This window comes from Eubacterium sp. ER2 (assembly GCF_000765215.1).
In the GTDB taxonomy this organism is placed as follows: domain Bacteria; phylum Bacillota; class Clostridia; order Lachnospirales; family Lachnospiraceae; genus Claveliimonas; species Claveliimonas intestinigallinarum.
Genome location: NZ_JPJE01000002.1, coordinates 57266 through 79551 on the forward strand (window position 1 = coordinate 57266; position 22286 = coordinate 79551).

Below are 22286 nucleotides of genomic sequence, written 5' to 3' on the forward strand. Positions count from 1 at the left end.
AGAAAGGCATTGTCATGGAAATACGCAATCTCATAACCTTCGTCCGCATTGCGGAGCTCCGGAATTTTTCAAAGACCGCGCAGGAGCTGGGCTACTCCCAGTCCGCTGTCACCATGCAGATCAAGCAGCTGGAGGCAGAGCTGCAGGCACAGCTCTTCGAGCGGATCGGAAAAAGAGCCAAGCTGACGCAGGCCGGCGAGCGGCTTCTCCCCCTGGCTCTTAATATACTGGACTCTGCCAGGAAAGCGGAGGACATCGCCAGGGAGCCGGAGCAGATCTCCGGAAAGCTGCGCATCGGCACCTGCGAGTCCTACGTGATCAGCGTTCTTCCCCCTGTTTTCATGGAGCTGGGAGAGCGCTGTCCCGGCGTGGAGATCAGCACCCACACTGCTCCCGTGCCTGATCTGGTCAACATGCTGCGCCAGAACGATATTGACATTTTATTCTTCCTGGACAAAAAGCTCTTCTTCCCGGAGTGGGTCAAGGTGCTGGAGCGGCCGGAGAAAATCTATTTCGTGGCCTCCTCCAGCTCCCCTCTGGCGGGTATGAAGCAAATTCCGGTCAGCCGTCTGATCCAGGAGCCTCTGTATCTGACCGAGAGGGGGATCAGCTACCGGTATGCCATGGAGCAGGCACTGGCCGCCCAGGGCTATGAGCTCCATCCCCGGCTGGAGGTGGGAAACACAGATGTGATCACCCGCTTTCTCCTGCAAAATAAAGGCATTTCTTTCCTCCCGGAATACGTGGTAAAGGAAGACGTACAGGCCGGCCGCCTCGCAGTGCTGGACACGGAATGTCCGGAGATCGTCATGTGGAGTCAGCTCATCTGTCACCGGAACAAGTACGTGACTCCCCAGATGAGGCTGTTCCTGGAGCTGATGAAAAAGCAGGCAGAGTGAAACCTCTGCCTGCCTTTTTATTATAAATAGATACTATGATGCCTACGGATTGTTCCGTGCTGCGCACTCTCACAATCCTACCCGATATTCGCATATCGTGGGATATACATCCCACTTTTATGCTCATATCGGGGCGGGTCCCAAGGTCTTTCGCCCACTTATGAGCAAGCTCATGTGGGCTTAGACCTTTTGACCCTGGCATCATACATACTCCAGGATCCCCCGGATATCTCTCACCACAGCGTCCGCCCCTGCGGCCCTGTACTTTTCCTCTCCCTCTTTCAGGAGCTTTTCCTTCTCCTCCTCGGGGAGAGACTCATATTCCTCCCTGGACAGTCCCAGAAGGGAGCTCCCCTCCAGGATGCCGATGGTGAAGACACCGGCGTTCTTTCCCTCTTTGATGTCAGAGATGGTGTCTCCCGCCTTGATCACCCTGTCCACAGCGCTCACCTTCAGCTCCTCCATGTTCCTGAATATCATGTAGGGATAGGGACGGCCCATGCCGCCGGTGGAGTCGGGGCTGAACCAGCAGTCCGGCTCGTATCCCAGCTCCTTTGCCCTGGGAACCACAATGCCCATCATCACATCTGTGTAGCCTGTGGTGGACCCGATCCTGATCCCCTTGTCCCTCAAGGCCTGCACTGTCTCCAGCACATAGGGCTTGGGATCCGAGTACTGATCCAGTATCTTAAGAAGAGAGGGCTCGTAGCTCTCGTACATTTTGTCCGCATCCGCGTCCTGTGGCTCTCTTCCGTACAGCTCCTTCCAGGCCGCCTTGATCCTGGGCATCTCCAGCATAGTCCGGATGTGGGCCCACTTCAGCATGCCCATGGGCTCACGCACCTCCTCCATAGTGGGCTCCACGCCTGCATTTTTAAATACCTCTGTAAAGACCTTGACCGGGGCAAAGCACCCGTAATCCACAGTCGTGCCCGCCCAGTCAAAGATCACTGCCTCTATCTTGCTCATTTGCGTTCTCCTTCGCTTCCTCTGTTTTTTATTATTAGCTTGCTTTCTTTTTCTTCATCCGGGCAAAGAATTCCTCAAAGATGTCACACAGCTTCAGGATGTCCTCCTCGTAGATCTCCCCGATATTGCCGATACGGAAGGTGTCCGCGTCTGTCACCTTTCCGGGGTAGATAGCATAGCCTCGCTCCTTGATGAACTGGTACATCTCCTGGAAGGAAAAATTGTGGTGCTCCGGGTAGAAGAAGGTGGTGATGATGGGGCCCTGGTGCTCCTCCCCAATGTAGGCCTGTATGCCCATATCCTTCATCTTGCGGATCAGCAGGCGGTTATTGTCATAGTACCTCTTTGACCTGGCAGGGATGCCTCCCTCCTCCTTCAGCTCCTCGATCGCCTTCGCAAAGGCCAGCACGGTGTGCGTGGGGGAGGTAAATCTCCATTTTCCGTCCTTCTCCATTGTCTTCCACTGGTCATAGAGGTCAAGGGACAGGCTTCTGGCCTTTCCCGCGCTCTCCATCAGCTTCTGCCTGTTGCAGATGATAAAGGAAAATCCGGGCACTCCCTGAATACACTTGTTGGCACTGCTGATGATAAAGTCGATGCCCAGCTTTCCGACCTCAATGTCCACACCCCCGAAGCTGGACATGGCGTCCACAATCATGGTCTTTCCCGCTGCCTTCACCACCTCTGCCACAGAGGCAATGTCGTTGAGAATGCCGGAGGTTGTCTCTGAGTGCACCATAGCCACATGAGTAATAGAGGGATCATTCTTCAGCATCTCCTCCACTTTTCCGGCGGAGGGGATTTTGTCGTACTCCTCCTCGTAGAGGGCGTAGCTGATCCGGGCGTGCTTTGCGATATCCACCATTCTCTCCCCGTAGGCCCCGTTGGCCACGATCAGTAGCTTCTCATCGTCCCCCACCACGCTTGTGATAACGGACTCCACGCCAAAGCTGCCGCTGCCCTGCATCAGCACGACCGTATAGTCCTTCTCCGTCACATGAGCCAGTTCAAGGAGCTCCCTGCGGATTTTTTGTGTAATCTGCTTGTAGTCGTCATCCCATGTGCAGTGGTCTGCCAGCATCTCTCTTTTTACAGTGTCTGTTGTTGTAAGTGGGCCCGGTGTGAGCAGTTTGTAGTTTACCATTTTTTATTACCTCTCTTTATACATAGTTTTTTATTAATTCAATGCCATCGCACAGCCTGTCCGCGTTCTTTTGCGGGCGTGCCCTACGGCATGCATTTCTCCGAAAGCTCCTGATGCTTCTGAAGGAGCTGGGCTGTCAGCGGCTCCGGGAACTTCTTCGGATAGGCGGACTGGTTAGCCTCATCCGTCGTCTCCCCCTCATAGAGGGCGTTCGGATAGGTCTGCTGAAGCTCCTGCCGGCCGTTTTTGATGATGCACTCCGCCATCTCCATGGCAAGGGGATTTTCGTTCTCCCCCTTGTCCACAACGGCCACGGACTCGGTGAGGGAGAAATTCCCCTCCTTTGGATCCACATAGTCAACGGGCATACCCTCGTTCTTGTCCGCCACCGCCTGGTGTCTCAGGCCAAATCCAAGGGCCACCTCCCCGGAGCGCACCTTCTTGATGGGGCCGGAGCCGGAGTCCTCGATGTGAGGGCCTGCGTTCTCATAGATCCCGGACAGCACCTCCGCCGCTCCGTCCTCCCCGTACTCGCTGACAAGAGCCTGTATGAGGAGCCAGGCTGTGGAAGAGCTCTTGATGTCCGTGACGGAGATCTGGCCCTTATAGGCAGGCTCCGCCAGGTCGGCGATACTCTCCGGCACGGGAAGCCCCGCCTCTCTAAGTGCCTGCGTATTGTAGATAATTGCTCCCTCCTGGGAGGTAATAGGCCGGTAGAAGGAGGGCGTCTCCTCCAGCGTGGGGGCGTCAAATGTGATCTCCTGGAACATCTCGTTCTCCTCCTGGGCGCTGTCCAGGTAGAAGGAACTCATGGTCACAATGTCCGCCTCGATGTCTGTCCCCTCCGCCAGGAGCTTGCCTCCCAGCTCGGAGGTGCCAAAGGTCTGGAACATATATTTCCCCTGATAGCCGTTCTCATCCAGGGCATGTTTCATGGCTGCCACCGCCTCGTCGTCCGCGTTGGAGTAGATAACCACCTGGTCTGTGTGGTTGGAGCCATCCTTTCCGGATCCGGCCACCACATACCCGGTGCCCGCTACCAGTACAAGAGCCACACAGATGGCCGCCGCCCTGGCCAGCCTGCCGGCCGGCTTCCCCGGCCTGCTTGCCCTCTTTTTGGCACTCCTTGTGCAGGCCGCCACTGCCTGGAAGAGCAGCTTGGCCGCAATGTTCGTAAAGAGGATGCACAGGGACAGCACAAATATTTCATTGAATTTGGCAAAATGCTGCAGCTCCTTGATCTTTGTGGTGATGACCATGGTTCTGGCCCCGGCAATAAAGATGACCGCGCTGACTGTCACCATGGCGTTCACAAAGTAGTAGCTGAACACCTCCAGGATGGTGGGCAGGGCGTTGGGCGTCACGATGCGGAAGATGGTCTTCATCCAGTTGTCTCCCATGAGCAGGGCTGTCGTTTCCCAGGAGGCGTTCATCTTCTCCAGGGAATTCTTCATCATCAGATAGGGCGTGGAGAAATAGTGCACCACATTGCAGATGATGATGAGGGCAAATGTGTTCTGCAGGGATGTGCCCGAAAACATCAGAAGGAAGGCGATACCTATGACCATGCCGGGGATGGTGTTGGTCACAAGGGCGATGCTCTCAATCACTCCCTTGCATCCCGCCGAGATTTTGCTTCTGGCCGTCACAAGGGCAGCGCCGTAGGCCACAATGGAGCCGATCACCGCCGTCAGCGCCGCCACCAGCAGGGAGTTTCTGAACACGCTGGCCAGCACACTGTCACTGAACACATCCCGCACATGTGCCATGGTAAATGTCATCTGGTAGGGCCACTCGCTGACAAAGGGAACGATAAACACCACCGCAAAGATAATGACGATCATCAGCAGGACCACTCCGCAGCAGATACCGCAGGCAATATCTCTTCCTCTGTTCTTAAGGTTCTCCACAATAGAAATCTTGCTGTACCGCACATTGTACCGCTCCAGATAATGGAGGAGAAGGATGCTCACCACAGAGGGCACCAGCATGGCCATAGCCACCACAGCGCCGTTGTTAAAGTCAGGCAGGCTCCCCAGCATCTCATCGTACAGGACAGAGGCCACCACCTCGTACTGTCCTCCCACGGAGGCCGGGATACCAAAATCTGTAAATGACAGAAAGAAGCACTGTACAAAGGAGGCCGCCAGGGTGCCAAGAAGCGGACGGATGATGGTGATCCAGAAGGTCTTCATCCCTCCGTCTCCCATGATCCTGGACACCACCATAAATTTCTTGTCAATGTACCCCATAGTGTTATGGATCAGCAGGAAGGACACCGGCAGCGTGTAGATCACATAGCCAAGCAGCAGCCCTGTGAACCCGTAGATGTCAAAAAGCTGATGGCCCAGGAGCCGGGTGATGAGCCCCTGCTTCCCAAAGGAGTAGATGATGGCAAATCCGTAGGTGATGGTGGGCAGCAGCATGGGCAGCACCGCCCCGCCGTGGATCAGCTTTTTTAAGGGCTTCGGAAGGTTGGTGTAGTGCACCGTGTAGGCCAGCAAAAAGGCCAGAACCGTGGTGATGACGGCGCTCAGGCCGGCTGATTTAAAGCTGTTTCCCACAGATGTCCAGAAGCCGTTCTCCGTGAACACATCCACATAGTGAACCCAGAAGTCTCCCCCTGTACTCTGGAAGGATTTTAAGAGCAGCAGGATGATGGGCGCTGCCAGGAACCAGAGAAACAGGACTGCCACTGCGATGAAAATGATCTTGATCTCTATCTGAGATTTTATCAGTCTCTCAAGCTTTGTCTTCATCTGTCCGCCCTCTACGCTGTCGCTTCACACTGAAACAGGGTGAAGATATTGCTTCTCTTGATCTCAAGCTGGTTTAAGATAAATTCCCTGATAAACGGATTGCTGGGCCTGTTGATGATCTCCTCCGGCTTTCCGTACTGGGATATCTTTCCCTCATTTATAATAAGGACACGGTCAGACAGCGTCAGGGCCTCCTCCGGATCATGGGTCACGATGATGGTAGTCAGGTGATACTCCCTGGCGATGGTCTTGATCCTGTCCTTGATGGACTCCTTGATGACGCCGTCCAGGGCGCTTAAGGGCTCATCCAGAAGAAGGATCTTCGGCTTCATAACCATGGTCCGGGCCAGCGCCACTCTCTGCTTCTGTCCTCCGGAGAGCTGCTCGATCTTCTTGTCCAGATGCTCCTTCAGCCCCAGGAGCTCGATCAGGTCGTCCACTTCATCCTGGCTGGAGATGCCTGGCTTGTTTTTTAGTCCGTAGGTAATATTCTGATAGGCATTCAGATTGGGGAACAGGGCGTAGTCCTGGAACACGATGTTAAATCCTCTCTGCTCCATGGGAACGTTTGTCATATCCTCCCCATTGTAGATAATTTTGCCTCCGTCCACCTCCGTGATGCCCAGGATCAGGTTCAGCAGTGTAGTCTTCCCGCTTCCGGAGGGCCCTAATATGGAAATGATCTCTCCGTCCTGCACATCCAGGCTGATGTCGTTCAGTATTGTCTTTCCACCAAATGACTTCTTGATATTTTTCAGTTCCAGCATAATATTGAAACTCCTTTCTTCTCCCGCGGCACCCGTTCTTCCCGTGCCGGTGTCCTCTTGTTTCGTTCCTGTCACGCCCATATTATAGGAGCTTCATTTTTCTATCTTCAATCAAATCGGGGTGAACTCTTTGTAAAGGGAATGTAAAACAGAAAAAGAGGTTTGTAGATTTTCTACAAAACCTCTTCATCCTGGCTGTAGGCCCTCCGGGCCACGATCTCGTTTGTCTTTTTCAGCTTTTTTGAAAGGACCGGATAGTTCCGGTTCAGCACCCCCGCATAGAGCATGTCCACCAGCGCCAGCTGGGAAATGCGGGAAAAAATCGTATCTCCATAGAAGAACTGCCTGTGGCTGGCGCAAAGCAGGATGTCCGCGTACTTTGCAATGAGGGCGTTCTCAAAATTGGTCAGCACCAGCGTCCTGGCCCCCGCCCTCTTTGCCGTCTGCATCATCTCCACCGTGTTCCTGGAATACCCGGAGTAGGAGACTCCAATGGCCAGGTCCTTCTTCGTCAGATTGCCCGCGCTCACGTTCTGCAGGTAGGAGTCTGTGTAGGTCCTGCAGTTCAGTCCCAGGTAGGTGAGCTTGGTGAGCAGGTCGTTGACCGTGCAAAGGGAGTTCTCCACCCCGTAGATCACGATATTGTCCGCCCCCAGGATGGCGTCCACCGCCCTCTCAAATTCCTTTTTCCGTATGCTCTTTAAGGTCTCCTCCAGCATCTGGATGGAGGTAGTGATGATCTTCCCGGGTATCTCCTCCAGCCTGTCCTTGCCGGAAAGCCGGAATCCGTAGAGGCCGATCTCCTCCTCCTTCTCCTCTGCCCGCTCCCGCATCTCGTCCTGGAGCATGGCGTACTTGAAATCCTTAAAGCTCTTGTATCCTACAGCCTTCACAAAGCGCACCACTGTGGGCTGGCTTACCTCTGCCTCACGCGCCAGCTCCTCGATAAGGAGCTCTCCCGCCTTTCCCTGGTAGGAAAAAATGTAGTCGGCCACCTTGCGCTCTGACGGCCGCAGAGCCGCATAGATGTTCTGTATCTTCTGTTTTACCATATTTCCTGTTATCCTCTCTGTAGAAACTCTACGATTTTTGTTCATTTTGAACTTTTGCCGGATGCCGTCCCTCCGACCGCTTTTTGTTATCATTTTTTCACTTTGGGGATTGTACCGAAAAAAATACAATCAGCACAGCTTGCTCCCGTTTGCCACCAGCTTGAACTTGCATCCCAGCCGCTCCGCCGCCCGCCTGCACATGATCATCCGCTGCAGGAAGATCTCAAAGTAATCCATCACCGTGCACATAGTGTCGTCCAGCTCAATCTCCATGCGGATCACTCTCTTGTCTTTATCTATAGTGAGAGTGGACGACAATGCCGCATAGTTGACCCTGTCGTGAATGTCAAAATTCGCGGGAACCGGGTTCTGCACCCGGTTCCTCCGCACATCCGTCTTGTCCGCCAGGATCAGGGCCGCCGACACCTCGTCCACAGCCGCCCCTGTGTCCTCATCGTGATGGCCGATGGCCGTCATCACAGTCATAGCGTCCGACAGCTCTGCTCCCCTCTCCTTCAGGATCTGGTAGGCCAGCACTGCCCCACTGTGGGGATGGTCATGCCGGTTCACGCTGTTGCCGATATCGTGCATGTACCCCGCAATACGGCCCAGCTCGATCTTGTGCTTCCCGTAGCCCAGCTCCTTTAAGATTTTCCCCGCCGTGTCCGCCACCTTGGCGGCGTGCTTCCTGGAATGCTCCGTGTATCCCAGCTCATTGAGTATCTCGTTTCCCTGCTCGATCAGGAGACCTATCTCCTCATCACTCCTGATCTGTTTAAATGTGACTGACAAACTCTTCTCCTCCAATATCTCTATGTATCTTACAGCCATCTGTCTCAGACTATATAACTCATATGGGTTACAGCCTCCGGATGGCGTCCATGGCCAGCGCGGATCTCTCGCACTCCTCCGCTGTCATGGTCACCTGCCAGCATAGGGGGCTGCCCTTCATATGCTCTGAGGCGTAGCTGAGGCCGTTGGTCCTCTCGTCCAGAAAAGGCCGGTCTATCTGATCCGGGTCCCCCAGAAGGATAATCTTTGTGTCCTTTCCCGCCCTGGTGATGATGCCCTTGATCTGGTTGGGCGTCATGTTCTGGGCCTCATCTATAATAAGGTAGGTCTTGATGATGGACCGGCCCCGAATATAATTCATGGCCTCTGTCTGGATCAGTCCTCTGGCAAAGATTTCCTCAATCTTTCCCCTCAGCTCGTCCTCATCCGCGTACCGCTCCTCCTCGTTGGAGTCGATCAGCTGCTCCAGGTTGTCGATAATGGGCCTCATCAGCGGAGAAATCTTCTCCTGCTCGTCCCCCGGCAGAAAGCCGATGTCCGAGTCGAACTGGGCGTTAGGCCTGCACACCAGTATCCGCCTGTACTCGCCTGTGGGATTGTTCAGCACCTTCTCAAGCCCCACTGCCAGTGAGTAAAAGGTCTTGCTTGTGCCTGCCATGCCCTTGACAATGACAAGGGGCGCCGTCTTCGCCGGCTGCATGAGAGCCTCCTGGAGAAAATACTGCCCTGCGTTTCTCGGTCGGATACCGTAGGGCGCGCTCTTTTTGTACTCCAGCTTCCGGATGACTCCTTTTTCCACCCTTCCCAGGTGGGTCTTCTTCACGGACTGATCCGCCCGCAGTATGACAAACTGATTTTCTGTGAGCTCCGGAACAAACCGGTTGCCCTCACTGTCCGTCACGTACACGCACTGGGCCGGGATGCCTTTTTTCTTAAAATCCTTGAAAATCTCCTCAGGCACGTACACCTCGGTCCTGCCCTTGTACTGGTTTTCGTTGTCAAACACCTGCTCTGTCGTAAAGTCCTCGGCAGATATCCCCAGGATCTGCGCCTTGATGCGAAGTAGGATGTCCTTGGTCACGAGAGTCACCTGCTCCTCGTGGGTGTTCTTAAGGCCCAGGCACACCTTCAGGATCCGGTTGTCCATGACCTCCTCGGACAGCTCCGGCGGCAGCTTCACATCCACATAGTTTCTCTCCACCCGGCAGCTTCCTCCGCCGGGAAGCGGTACGCCGGTGAGCAGATCTCCCCTGTGGCGGAGCTGCTCCAGGAACCGGATAGCCCGCCTGGCGCTTGCGCCCCTCTCCCCTTCCGCTTTTTTCAGATGGTCAAGCTCCTCCAGCACAGCCATGGGAAGCACCACCTGGTTGTCCTCAAAGCACTCGGCCGCGTAGGGTGCCTGGATCAGGACATTCGTATCAAGCACATAGATCTTTACCATAGAGTATCCCCTTTCCGGATTATATTTTACCTACAGTATATCGTTCTTTCCTTTTCTCAAAATCAAGATCCTGTAAAATCTACGTAAAATTTCCTTCGTTCATAATTTGTTCATTTATCATTTAAAAAAGTTTCATTTCTTGAACACCATTTCTTCACAGCTCTGTCTTATACTAAAACTATCAAATAAATCAAGACGCTTCGTAGTAGAAATACTATTGGAATAAACTTTTTCATAATACATGCCGGGGACTGAGAAATCGGTCACCCGGCATCCTCCCGTTTTACGGGGTTTTTCAGGTATATCTGTATTTTCACACATTTTAGAGATTTTTTCTTGAAGGCCTTCCCCAAACCTTTTATAATAAGTAAGTTGACAAATGTAAAATTTAGGAGAAATGTGTGTAAAAAATGAGAAATTTGTCTGTTTTTGTAAAAGCCTTCTTCCGCATCCTGTTCACGATCCTGGCTGTGCTGCTGGCTGTCCTTGCCACTGTCATCACCTGCAGCCTGCGGTGGATGTTCGATACCTGGAGCAACCTGACCATGGACGAGCTCATCTACCATCTGACATCCCCACTGGATGGAACCAACGATGCCATGATCAGGGAGTACATTGATACATGTATTGTGCCGGCTGTCATCGTTCTTCTTTTCCTCCTCGTGCTTTTTGCCGCTTTCCGGAAAAAGAAGCGCTACTATATTGTCATGGCAGGGGCTATCGTCCTGTCCGTATCAGTGGGCGCTCTGTCGGTGAGAGGCGCCTGGCAGGATCTGGATGTGGGAAACTATGTGGCGGACAGGGGAACCTACTCCACCTTTATCGACGACAATTATGTGAGTCCGTCGGATGTGGAGCTGACCTTCCCTCAGGAGAAGAGAAACCTGATCTACATCTTCCTTGAGTCCATGGAGACCACCTACGCTGACACACAAAGCGGCGGCGCCTTTGATCGCAATGTGATCCCTGAGCTGACACAGATTGCCCAGGAAAATGAAGACTTTTCCGGAGAGACCGCTGACCTGAACGGCGGATACTCCATGCCCGGCACTACCTGGACCATCGGCGCCATGTTTGCCCAGACCTCCGGCCTGCCACTGAGCGTCTCCATCGACGGGAACAGCATGGATACCCAGACCAGCTTCTTTGCCGGGGCCGTGACTCTTGGCGACATCCTGGAAAGCCAGGGCTATTCCCAGACTCTCCTCATCGGCTCAGACGCAGCCTTCGGAGGGCGGGAGCTCTACTTCACCGAGCACGGGAATTACGAGATGATGGATTATAAATACGCGGTGCAAAACGGCCTCATCCCGGAGGACTACCATGTATGGTGGGGCTATGAAGATGAGAAGCTCTTTGAGTTCGCCAGGCAGAAGGTGACCGAGCTGGCCGCCCAGCCGGAGCCCTTTAACCTCACCATGCTGACAGTGGACACACACTTTGAGGACGGGTATGTGTGCGAGCGCTGCCCGCAGCTCTACGGTGATGACCAGTATTCCAATGTCATGCGCTGCTCCAGCCGGCAGGTCTCCGCCTTCGTACAGTGGCTCCAGCAGCAGGATTTTTACGAGAACACCACCATCATCCTCTGCGGAGACCATCCTACCATGGACAGCGACTACTGCGAGGATATTGACAGCGGCTACACCCGGAAGACCTACACCGCCTACATCAATGCCGCGGCCCAGAAGGAGACGGAGACAAGGCGGGATTTCACCACCTTTGATCAGTTTCCCACCACTCTGGCCGCCCTGGGCGTGCAGATTGAGGGCAACCGCCTGGGGCTGGGTACCAACCTTTTCTCCTCCGAGCCCACGCTGACTGAGAGATTTGGGCGGGAAACAGAGGAGAGGGAGCTGAAGAAAAATTCTCAGCTCATCGAGAAGCTGGCAGATATCGACTATGACTCCGAGTCTCTGAAAGTGCGAGAGGGGCGTGTTCCCACAGGCACTGTCTACGCGGATCCCTATCTGCGGGACATCGGAGGAATTCCTGTCACGGTGACAGACCTGGCCAATCTGCCGGACGAGGTGCAGAGCGTGCAGATCGCGGTCTGGACCAATGAGGACCAGAGCGACCTGCAGTGGATACAGCTGGGGGCCCGGGAAGACGGAAGCTTTGGCGCTAACATCAATGTGGCCAACTACGGCTTCAAGCTGGGTGTCTACTATATAGACGCCTACATTGTGGACAGCACCGGCACTCCCTATATGATCGGCCAGGCCACAGGCTATGTAGATTAAAACCATACAGATGAAAGCAGCAATTTATAACGGCGCTGCCCTTTACGGGGTCAGCGCCACTTTTATCACCCCGTCCTCTTTTCTTTCAAACAGCCGGTACATTTCCATGGCGTCCGCCAGGGGTGCTCTGTGGGTGATCAGACACTCTCCCTTCAGCCTTCCCTGCGCTGTCAGCTCCAGTATTTCCCTGCAGCTGCAGGCATCCACACCCCCTGTCTTGAAGATCAGATTTTTCCCGTACATTTCCGGGAGAGGCAGAATCTGGTTCTCCTCGTACATGGCTGCAACAACCACCACCGCGTTAGGCCTCGCCGCCTGCCAGGCAAGCTGAAAGCTGTCCTTTCCTCCAGCCGCCTCGATGACCACATCGGCCCCCCTGCCCTGTGTCCGCTCTCTCAGCGCATCCGGCACAGAGACATTGGCAGGGTTCAGAAAATCGTCCGCCAGTCCGTGTCTCCTCGCAAAAGCCAGCCTGCTCTCATCTATATCCGCCGCCACGATCCTGGCAGGACTGTAGAGGGCCGCACACATCATGGCACACATGCCTGCCGGCCCTGCCCCCAGCACAAGGACTGTGTCTCTCTTTTTGATCTCCCCGATCTTTGCCGCCCAGTACCCGGTGGACAGAAGGTCCCCTGTAAAGAGCGCCTGCTCGTCTGTCACCTGGTCCGGTATAGGCGTCAGGGCCTGGTCCGCAAAGGGAATGCGCACGTACTCAGCCTGGCCCCCGTCTATGCGGCAGCCCAGCGCCCATCCGCCGTTCTTGTCCTCACAGTTGTTGACAAATCCTCTTTTGCAGAAAAAGCATTCCCCGCAGAAGGTCTCCACATTCACCGCCACCCGCTGTCCGGGGCGCACATTTTTCACCCTCCTCCCTGTCTCCTCCACAACGCCCACAAACTCATGCCCCAGGATAATCCCCGGCACGGCCCTGGGAACTGCTCCGTTTCTTATATGAAGATCGCTGGTGCAGATGGTAGTCAGCGTCACCCGAAGGATGGCGTCCGTGTCCTCCTCTATGTGCGGCATGGGCCGCTCTTCCATGCCTATCTCACCTTTTCCTCTATATACAACTGCCTGCATGCTTCTCCCTCCCTGTCTGTTTTAGTCCATTCTATCACACTCCCTTCCTTTTTGCGATACGCCTGTACAGGGCAAAGCCCGGCAGGAGAAGGACAAGAAAGATAAGCAGGAGGACAGCCACCGTCACGGCAGGCATCGCACCGCTCTCTTCTTCCCTTCCTTCCACAGCAGCCCCTGTCCCGTCCTCATGCTGCTTAAAGCCATCCTTCTCCAGTCCCAGGGATTGCCTGACAGGGGACAGCAGCCGGCCCGCCAGCGACTGCCTTGGCACCACCTGGAACACCACAGAATCCTTTTTCTCATTTCCAGCCTTATCCACAGCGGTCACGCGGATACTGTGAACCTGATACTCCTCAAATGTGCAGGTGTATTCATCTGTGCCCGGCGCCAGGCTCTGCCTTTCACCATTGACCCGGATCTCCTTTATCCAGTCCGCGCTGTTTCCCAGGCGGACCGTGCAGGTCCTGCGCTCCTCGTAGGCCACGCCGTTTTCCACCCCTTCAAATACGATCTTTGGGGGCGTGTGGTCGATGACAAACTCCGCCGCTGCCCGGGAGCGGTTGCCCGCCGCGTCCACTGCCTCGGCCTCCAGAATACGCCTGCCTTCCTTTTTCACCGTCTGTCCCGGAAGATAGGGAACGCCGTCCAGTGTCAGCCTGTAGGTGTAGCTGGTAAAATCCGTGAATATCTCGGATACAGGCCTGTCCCAGCAAAATTCCTTCACCCAGGTTCCATCTATCTCATCCACATAGGCGATCACCGGGTTCTGCTTGTCCACAATGACCTGGGTCTCTGTCTCCGATTGGAACCCGGCCCTGTCCACAGCCCTGATCCGCATCCGGTAAATGCCGTCCTGGCTGAAAATCTGGCTCAGCTTGCTGCTGCCATTTTCATCCCTCCATTCCCCCTCCTCAAGCACAGTACTGGCCCCCTCCGGGGAAATCCAGATAGTGTGCACGCTGCAGGAGGCCAGCCCGTTGTCATCGGATGCCTCGAAAAGAGCCTGGACGTCCCTGCTGGTGATCATATAGTCCTGCACTCCTCTGATCTCCACAGCAGGAGGGGCATCATCCACATACACCTGGCTCTCCCGATAGGTCCGGTTGCCGGCCTGGTCAACAGCAGCAACCGCCACAGGGATTCCCTGTCCTCCTCTGGATGCCTGGCGGACAGAGAAGGCTCCCTCACTCTTTTCTGTTCTTTCCTGTTGCTGTCCATTTATATAGCATACAATGTATTTTATTCCGCTTCCATCACTGCTTTCTCTTGTTTTGTATCTTACATTAGCCTGATACTGATGCCAGTCCTCTCCTCCTTCCACCCACATATCCAGGGCAGGCGGACAGGTATCTATTTTAAATAAGAACTCCTTCTCATAGAGAATCCGGAGTTCTTCCCCCGGCGGCGTGTACTCGATCCAGACCCGAAGATGGTTCTCCCCCTCCCCGAAGGCCTCCGGCTCCACAACCGCCTGCCCGTCCGGCTGGCTGATGCGGCCCCCGGCCGAGACTCCCGAGGCGTTTTCCAGGCTGTAGACAGTCTCCCCTGTCTCTCCCTGGTGCAGGATCGTCACCTGCGGCTTTACTGTATAGTACTGATCCTCCCCGTCCGGCTCCCCATATGTAATCTCATACGGAACAGGCGGATCCTCCTTCTGGCCATCACCGTCCTCCCCCTTCTGGGGCTGGTCTGTCTGCTCCTCTCCCGGGTTTTCGCCTCCCTCTCCTGATTGCTCTGTATCCCCCTTCGGCTGCTCATGCTGTTCCTCACCTTCATCTCCGCTGTCTGTCTCCTCCCTCTCCTCGTATGTTTGCTTCCCGTCCTCGTATGTTTCCTGACTTTCCTCATACGTTTCCTGTCTGTCCTCCTGGGCAAATGTCTCCTGCTGCCCGTACAGAGCAGCCAGAAGAAGAACCAGCAGAAGGAACTGAGCTGCTATTTTCCTACCCATACTTCCTCACCCTCCACTTTGATCTCATACTCTTCCTGCAGCTTCTTAAACTCCGGCTCATCCGCTATCTTTGGAACCTCACGGAGAAATTTCTGTATCGTCTGGGCGCAGACCTGCCTGTCTGTCTCCGGCGAGGCGCACTGCATACGGATATACTGAACGCGAAGGAGCACAGAGTCTGTCAGCTCCTCCAGCCCTCTCTGGCAGTATTCCCAAGCAGCCTCCATGTCCCCGCTTTCCCCGCAGAGAGAGATCAGACTGCTGTATATCTGCTCCCGTATCCCTTCCTCCTCTTCCAGCTCCAGTATGTACCCGTACTGCTCTGCCGACTTTTCCGGCTTCCCCGCCGCCTCAAAGGCCCCGGCCAGCATCCACCTGGCCTCCTTTTCCTTCTCGTGGTCTCTGTCCGCCTCCGTCCAGTCCCGGAGGGCAAAAAGCTGCTCCCCCAGCCGAATGATCTCCTCCTTGGCCTCGTCCTTTTCCAGGAGCCCGTATCCCCGCAGGATGGACAGATAGTATCTGTAGTCCGCCCTGTCCGGCATATTTTCCTGCAGCTCCTTCAGAAGCGTTTCCAACTCCTCCGCATCCATGTAATCCGCATCCAGCATGCAGGCGGAGAGCTCGGCGTAACCGGCTGCCAGAAAATTGTCCTGGCCCGCCTCCCGGAACAGCTGCCGGCTCTCCCGGTAGTCCTCAAGCTCCAGAAAATAGAGCATGGCCATATCAAATTTCAGCTGATCCGCTGTCTGAGCGGCCTCCTCCGTCTCTCCTTCTGTCTTTGCTTTTGTGCTATTCCTGGGGCTCTCACCTGCACCGCCCTCTGAACTCTCCTGCGGGCTCTTGGAATTTTCCTGCACACTTTTATCTGCGGGATCCTTTGCTGTGATGACCATGACTGCTGTAAAGGAAACTGCCGCGGCGGCAATGACCATAGCTTTTCTTGTCTTTTTTGTCTCCTGTCTGTCTTTTGGAAATTGTTCTGATATTTCTCGAACCGAATGATATTGTTTTCTGGATCTGCCTCTCTTCTCCTGACCAGGAGTCTGACTGAGGCATCTGAAAATGATTTTTTGCAGCTTTCGCTTTGTCCCCCCCTGAATGGGCGGGTCTGTCTCTACCGCTGCCAGCATATACTGGAAGGTCCGGCCGATCCCGTATATGTCGTCCGCCAGGCTTTCCCGCTGGCAGTACTGGTTGTCCGGCATCAGGAAGCTCTCCCTTACGCTCCTTCTCGTCAGCTTCTTTCTGAGCTCCTGCTGCCCTGCGGCGGACAGGTCGAGAAGATGGATCCTCCCATCCTCCCCCGCGATCATGCTGTAGGGATTTACGTACTGATAACAGGGGTTTCCCCTGCACCGGTGAAATTTCTCCAGCTCCTCAAGGATCTGCCGCATCCATGCAAGAAGCTGCTCTCTGGGCAGGCTGGGCCGGTATTTCAGACAGGATGCCAGCAGTACGCCCGGCATGCAGTCTGAACTGACATAGCACCGCCCCTGGTTTTCCACAAGTTTCAGGATGTCATATTCTGTCTGCTGCTCCATATGCACACCTCCAGTCTGTACTGTACTCTGCATTGAAAAGGAATAGACTCGGCGAAGTGCCGAAGAATGAAAAAAGCGACCGCTTTTTGAAGCTTATACAGATAGTAGCACAGACCAGAGGAAAATGCAAGATAAAATTATGTGAATTTTTTATTGTTGCTCCTCCTGGAGCCGGCGCATATGCCCCATCTCTCTCCCCACGAGGATAACTGCTGTCACAAAGGCAATGGAGTCTGCCGCAGGCCCCGCAAACATGATGCCGTCCAGGCCGAGGAAGACCGGGAGGATCAAAAGCAGCGGTATCAGGAAGAAGACCTGTCTTGTCATGGACAGGAGCAGTCCCTTCACCGGCTTGCCGATAGCGGCAAAGAAATTGGATGAGATAAGCTGCACGCCGTTTGCGATGACCATAAAGAGGAAAATTCTCATGAAACGTACCGCAAAGGTAAAATACAGCTCATCCCCTGTCCCGAACAGAGAGATAATCTGCCTGGGGAAAAACTGGAACAGAATAAATCCCACCGCAGAGATTGCCAGGTTGACACAGATCGCCAGCTTGTAGGTGCTGCGCACCCGGTCATATTTTCTCGCCCCGTAGTTGAAGCCGATGATGGGCTGGCTTCCCTGGGAAATCCCTATGATGAACGCCAGCAGAATGGCGTTTGTCTTCATGACGATCCCGCAGGCGGCCAGGGGGATGTCCGTCCCGTAGGGAGAGGAGGCCCCGTAATAGGTCAGAGAATTGTTCAGGACAATCTGCACAAACGTGATGGCCACCTGGTTCAGGCTGTTGCTCATGCCCAGGGAGGCGGTACTCAGACATTCCCGGGGGACGAGGCGGATGTCCTCCCTCTTCAGTTCAATGTTTTTAAATTTCCAGATATAACGCACAGCGGCCACAAAGGAGCAGACCTGTCCGATGACCGTAGCCCAGGCAGCGCCCGCCACGCCCCAGTGAAAGATGAAGATGAACACCGGGTCCAGGATGGTGTTGACCACAGCGCCTATGAGCATGCTTGTCATAGAGTATTTGGGGCTGCCATCCGCCCTGGCCAGGTTGCTCATGCCGTTGGTCACGATGAGGAAGGGCATGCCCACCGCCGTGATCCTTGTGTAGTCGATAGCATAGGGAAGTACATCCGCTGTAGCCCCGAAGGCCATCAGAAGAGGATGAAGAAATACTTCGATCAGCACCGCATAAATGACTCCAAAGGCCACCATCATGCTGATGCCGTTTCCCACCACCAGCCGCGCCTTGTCCTTCTCCCCCGCTCCCAGATGGAGGGAAAAGCGCGAGGCACTGCCGATGCCGATGAGAAGGGCGATGGCAAGACAGATGGTGGTGAGTGGATAGGCCACGTTGGTGGCCGCGTTTCCCAGGTAGCCCACTCCCTGTCCGATAAAAATCTGGTCCACGATATTGTAGAGGGAGCTCACCACCATGGCGATGATACTGGGGATGGCAAAGCCGCGCAAAAGCTCCGGTATGCTCTTGTATCCCAGCGGATTTTCCTGTGTTTGTACAGCTGTGTTCATTTCCATATTTTCTCCTGCTTGTTCTTTCTTATTTTCTCCATATGATCTTTCTATTTTCCTGGCAGCATTTCGCCGTCAACAGAGGGCCTCCATGGAAATGACCGCCGCAGCTTTCATAAGCCCGGCTTCTCTCTCATCGTGGGTCACAAAGAGAACCGTCCTCCCCTGACATTTCCTGGCTGTGTAGGCGATGACCTTCTGCCGGGTCTCCTCGTCCAGCCCTTTGAAGGGCTCGTCCAGGAACAGGATGTCACCGGGGGCCAGCAGCGCCCGCAGCAGGGCGACTCTGCGCTTCATGCCGCCGGACAGCTCGTGGACAGGCTGTCCCGCGCAGCCCTCCAGATCCACCTCCCTCATCTCTTCTTGTATCTGCGCTTTCGTTCTGTCCGGGCATGTGAGGCGGATGTTGGCCATGACGCTTAAGTTCTCGCACAGCCTGTCCTCCTGGAAGACAGCGCTCTTTTTCATGGCAGCCATCTCCCTGGATCCGCCGAAATCTTCGTCCGCCTGTTCAAGTCCCATGAGGATCCGGAGGAGAGTCGTCTTGCCACAGCCAGACCTGCCCATGATGCAGGTGGTTCTCCCCTCCTCTATGTGAAGAGAGAAATGCTCCAGCACCCTGTGTTCCCCGTATGTTTTATTTATATCTGTGATGTCAGGCATGATTTTTCCTCTCTTTCTCTTTACCGCCTTGGCCGCCAGCCGTCCGCATACCTTATCCCATCCGCTCCATACAACGGACAAGATATTCCACACCCCTTAAAAATCCCTTCTCAAAGAGGACACTGATACAAATGATGACCAGCGTCCAGGCAAAGAGCTTCGGCGTATCCAGATAAATCTTCGCATTGTAGAGATTTTCTCCTATGGAATTCTGAGGGATGCCGATGACCTCCGCCGCCACGCCGGCCTTCCAGCACAATCCCAGAGCCAGGGAGCAGCCGGTCCGGAAATAGGGGAGGACCTGGGAGACGTAAATGCTCCGCAGCCTTCTGCCAAAGGGGATGTCAAAGACCTGCGCCATCTCCAGGAGCTTCCCGTCCATCTGGCTGATGCCGTCCAGCACGTTCGTGTAGATCACCGGAAATACCATGAGAAATGAGATCAGCACAGACAGGTTCCGGGACGACACCCAGATGAGGACGAGGATGACAAAGGACGCCACCGGGATGGATTTGATGGTCACCACAAAGGGAAGGAGGAATTCCTTAAGCCGCGCCGAAGCGGCCGAGAGACCCGCAAGCGCCACTCCCAGGATCACAGCCAGCAGAAATCCTCCCACGATCCGGAGCATGGATGAGGCAATAGAGAGCCAGAACTGTGCCGTGGCAGCCAGCTGAAAGAGGGTAAAGACAACAGTGACAGGAGATACGAGAAGTATCTCCTGTCCGATCCACATACTCACTGCCTGCCATATGAGCAGCCATACAAGTACCGCCCACAGCTTTATCTTATTCCTGGGTGTAGTAGAAATCATCATCTGGCAGCTGTCCTCCTATAGCCTCCGGGTTCTGCTCGTTTAATACGGCAAGATATCCGGACAGCTTCTCCTGCATCTCATCCCCTGTGATGCAGACGATGTTGCACGCGGGGATCGCCTTCTTTGCCACCTCCGCAGGAACGATATCATAGTTTCCGACAAGCTGGGCCGCCTCGTCCACATTTTCATTGACAAATTCAACGGATGACTTATATCTCTCCATAAAATCGGACACAGCCTCCGGATGCTCCTTGGCAAACTCTGTCCTCACGATCACCACGCCAGTGAGGAGGGCGCTTGGATTTTCCGCATTCTCCTGGATCTTATCCCACTCTTCTGTCAGATCCAGGGCTACCCGCAGGTCCGGGTTCTGGGCCTGGGCTGTAGTCACAAAGGGCTGGGGCAGCATGGCAATGCCGGACGGATCCTGGGCCAGAGCCGCCACGCACTCAGAGTGCTCGCTCTTCCACTCGATGGTCACATCCGACGCCGGGTCAATGCCGTTCTCCTGCAGGATATAGTTGAGGGCATACTCCGGTGTGGCTCCCTTGCCGCTTGCGTAGATCGTCTTTCCCCTCAGGTCAGCCACGGACTGAACCGTATCCCCGTTTTCCACAATGTAGAGGACACCCAGCGTGTTGATGGCAAGGACCTGTACGCCGCCCTCCAGTTTATTGTAGAGGACAGAGGACACATTAGCGGGCACTGCCGCGATGTCTGTCTCTCCCTGGGAGATGGACGGCGTCACCTCGTCGATGGAAGCCGCGATGGTAAACTGATAATTTTCGCTGTCAATCTTTCCGTTGTCAGCATCGTCCATCATCTGGACCATCCCCATAGCTGTAGGGCCCTTGAGGGCTGTCACGTTCACATCCACAGGCTCGCTCTCCGTCTCCTGAGCCCCGCTCTGTGACTCACTCTGGGTCTGCTCCTCACTGCTGCTGTCAGCCGCGCTGCTGCCGCAGCCGGCCAGCATGGAAGCGGTCATGGCAAAGGCCAGCAGGATGGCGCTGATCTTCTTCATTCTCTTTTTCATAATTTATATTCCTCCTTTTGTCGTTCAATGATGTCCAGGGAATATTATAACGCGGCAAAACCAAGGTGTAAAGGCAGGCCGGACTGTTTTTCTATGTCTTCAGTTCCGGTGAACCTTCCCCTTTTCCGTACAAAAATCCCGCAGATACATTCATCAGCATCTGCGGGATCTCCATAACAGATATTCACATGGTATAAAAGAAATTTTTTCGTTTACAGAGTTTACAAATTATAAGGCCGGAACAGATGTCTCGGAATTCCGTCTACCATAACAGGAGACACATCTCCCTGGATGAGGGGCCGCACATAGGCCACAAACTCATCTGTCACACCTGTGCCCTCCTCATTGACCCACTCTCTTGGCACCAGCTTCTCGTCGTTGGCGATCTTGTGCACGTCCTTCACCTCTGTGCCGCACTGGTACGGATCATCGGACAGTCTCTGGAGAACCACCATCTTTCCGGAATCTCCCTCATCCGCCGCCTTCACGGCCGCACCGCCCACCTGGTAGGCTTCCAGGATATCCACTCTGGATGCCGCATGGGATGCGGATCTCTGGAGGCTGCTCAGCTCGATAGCCCTGGTCTTACATCCGATCTCCCCGGCAATAAAGCTGGCAAGATAGGACGCTGTCCCGGACAGCTGCTTATGTCCAAAGGCATCCACAAAGTCAATGCTGCTTCCCAGCTCGCACACATAGGTGCCATCGGCCGTCCGAATTCCCTCTGACACTGCCACTACGACAGAGGGCTTCTTGGACAGGAGCTCCTTTACCTTGTCGCTGAAGGCGTGCAGGTCAAAGGGAAGCTCCGGCAGGTAGATCAGATCCGGGCCCTCGCAGTCCTCGCCCTTTGCCAATGCAGCCGCTCCGGTCAGCCATCCCGCATTCCTTCCCATGATCTCCACAATGCTCACAAGTCCCTTGCTGTACTCCAGGCAGAAGCTGTCGCGGATGATTTCTTTTACAGAGGTTCCGATATATTTCGCGGCGCTCCCATAGCCGGGGGTGTGGTCCGTCAGAGCCAGATCATTGTCAATGGTCTTTGGGCAGCCGATAAAGCGGGTCGGATGTCCGGTCACAATGGCATAATCGGAAAGCTTTTTGATGGTGTCCATGGAGTCGTTTCCGCCGATGTAGATAAAGGCCTCTATGTCCAGCTTGTCAAGGATGCCGAATATTTTTTCATATACCCCCCTGTCCTCGTGGATCTCCGGCAGCTTAAAGCGGCAGGATCCAAGAAACGCAGCGGGAGTCCTCTTCAGAAGCTCCGCGTCCAGCTCTGTGGTGATATACTCAGACAGATCGAGATACCTTTCCTGCAAAAGCCCCTGTATGCCGTGAAGCATGCCGTACACTTTATTCGCCCCGCGGTCCTTTGCTGTGCGGTACACACCGGCAAGGCTGGAATTGATGGCGGCTGTGGGACCGCCAGACTGACCTACGATTACATTTCGTTTCATGTTATGCTACCTCCGTCCTTTTTGCCTGCCCACGGCGCATCCTTTCCGCCACGAAAACCCGGACATAATATGTGGCCGCTGTCAGGCTCTTAATATATCTATTTTAGTATATTTATCCATATATGTCCATAAA

Annotated in this window: 17 protein-coding genes; 2 read left to right on the forward strand and 15 right to left on the reverse strand. The window is 54.7% G+C overall.

Annotated features, from left to right (window positions below):
- Positions 1 to 14: 14 nt before the first annotated feature.
- On the forward strand, positions 15 to 899 hold the full coding sequence (locus NI21_RS0100595; protein WP_033124358.1) for a LysR family transcriptional regulator: 885 nt from the start codon (positions 15 to 17) through the stop codon (positions 897 to 899).
- A gap of 201 nt (positions 900 to 1100) precedes the next feature.
- On the opposite strand, the gene phnX is transcribed toward NI21_RS0100595, so the two are convergent.
- The 7 genes from phnX to NI21_RS0100630 all read right to left on the reverse strand — a co-directional run bounded on the left by phnX (position 1101) and on the right by NI21_RS0100630 (position 9823).
- The gene (gene phnX, locus NI21_RS0100600) at positions 1101 to 1868 is read right to left on the reverse strand and encodes a phosphonoacetaldehyde hydrolase (protein WP_033124304.1); all 768 of its coding nucleotides are present in this window, start codon (positions 1866 to 1868) and stop codon (positions 1101 to 1103) included.
- Between the two features lie 34 nt (positions 1869 to 1902).
- Entirely contained in the window at positions 1903 to 3012 is a 1110-nt protein-coding gene (locus NI21_RS0100605) for a 2-aminoethylphosphonate--pyruvate transaminase (protein WP_033124305.1), read from the reverse strand.
- 83 nt (positions 3013 to 3095) lie between these two features.
- Positions 3096 to 5771, reverse strand: coding sequence for an extracellular solute-binding protein (locus NI21_RS0100610; RefSeq protein ID WP_242842785.1), 2676 nt, complete (start codon positions 5769 to 5771; stop codon positions 3096 to 3098).
- A gap of 11 nt (positions 5772 to 5782) precedes the next feature.
- A complete protein-coding gene (locus NI21_RS0100615) occupies positions 5783 to 6538 on the reverse strand; it encodes an ABC transporter ATP-binding protein (protein ID WP_033124306.1) in 756 nt (251 codons plus the stop codon).
- Positions 6539 to 6711: 173 nt separating this feature from the next.
- Positions 6712 to 7590 carry a MurR/RpiR family transcriptional regulator gene (locus NI21_RS0100620; protein ID WP_033124307.1) on the reverse strand — a complete coding sequence of 293 codons (879 nt, stop codon included), beginning with the start codon at positions 7588 to 7590 and terminating at the stop codon, positions 6712 to 6714.
- A 129-nt stretch (positions 7591 to 7719) separates the two neighbouring features.
- The gene (locus tag NI21_RS0100625; protein ID WP_242842786.1) at positions 7720 to 8382 is read right to left on the reverse strand and encodes an HD domain-containing protein; all 663 of its coding nucleotides are present in this window, start codon (positions 8380 to 8382) and stop codon (positions 7720 to 7722) included.
- 67 nt (positions 8383 to 8449) lie between these two features.
- Positions 8450 to 9823 (reverse strand): PhoH family protein, encoded by a 1374-nt coding sequence (locus tag NI21_RS0100630; protein ID WP_033124308.1) that lies wholly within the window; start codon positions 9821 to 9823, stop codon positions 8450 to 8452.
- Between the two features lie 410 nt (positions 9824 to 10233).
- Between NI21_RS0100630 and NI21_RS0100635 the strand changes: the two genes are divergently transcribed.
- Positions 10234 to 12066: a GBS Bsp-like repeat-containing protein gene (locus tag NI21_RS0100635; protein ID WP_052083736.1), complete on the forward strand. Its 1833-nt coding sequence runs from the start codon at positions 10234 to 10236 to the stop codon at positions 12064 to 12066.
- Between the two features lie 42 nt (positions 12067 to 12108).
- On the opposite strand, the gene NI21_RS0100640 is transcribed toward NI21_RS0100635, so the two are convergent.
- From NI21_RS0100640 to NI21_RS0100675, 8 genes are all read right to left on the reverse strand, one after another.
- A complete protein-coding gene (locus tag NI21_RS0100640) occupies positions 12109 to 13149 on the reverse strand; it encodes a Zn-dependent alcohol dehydrogenase (protein WP_033124309.1) in 1041 nt (346 codons plus the stop codon).
- Positions 13150 to 13183: 34 nt separating this feature from the next.
- A complete protein-coding gene (locus NI21_RS0100645) occupies positions 13184 to 15100 on the reverse strand; it encodes a hypothetical protein (RefSeq protein ID WP_033124310.1) in 1917 nt (638 codons plus the stop codon).
- Complete coding sequence (locus NI21_RS0100650) at positions 15085 to 16641, reverse strand: serine/threonine-protein kinase (RefSeq protein WP_033124311.1); 1557 nt, start codon at positions 16639 to 16641, stop codon at positions 15085 to 15087. Before NI21_RS0100650 ends, NI21_RS0100645 begins: the two co-directional genes overlap by 16 nt.
- 150 nt (positions 16642 to 16791) lie before the next feature.
- Positions 16792 to 18177 (reverse strand): MATE family efflux transporter, encoded by a 1386-nt coding sequence (locus NI21_RS0100655; protein ID WP_033124312.1) that lies wholly within the window; start codon positions 18175 to 18177, stop codon positions 16792 to 16794.
- Between the two features lie 75 nt (positions 18178 to 18252).
- Positions 18253 to 18921 carry an ATP-binding cassette domain-containing protein gene (locus tag NI21_RS0100660; RefSeq protein WP_330635906.1) on the reverse strand — a complete coding sequence of 223 codons (669 nt, stop codon included), beginning with the start codon at positions 18919 to 18921 and terminating at the stop codon, positions 18253 to 18255.
- A complete protein-coding gene (locus NI21_RS0100665; RefSeq protein WP_033124363.1) occupies positions 18893 to 19654 on the reverse strand; it encodes an ABC transporter permease subunit in 762 nt (253 codons plus the stop codon). The genes NI21_RS0100660 and NI21_RS0100665 overlap by 29 nt, the downstream gene beginning before the upstream one ends.
- Entirely contained in the window at positions 19629 to 20681 is a 1053-nt protein-coding gene (locus NI21_RS0100670) for an ABC transporter substrate-binding protein (RefSeq protein ID WP_033124364.1), read from the reverse strand. The genes NI21_RS0100665 and NI21_RS0100670 overlap by 26 nt, the downstream gene beginning before the upstream one ends.
- A gap of 233 nt (positions 20682 to 20914) precedes the next feature.
- Positions 20915 to 22153: a 6-phosphofructokinase gene (locus NI21_RS0100675; protein WP_033124313.1), complete on the reverse strand. Its 1239-nt coding sequence runs from the start codon at positions 22151 to 22153 to the stop codon at positions 20915 to 20917.
- Positions 22154 to 22286: the final 133 nt, after the last annotated feature.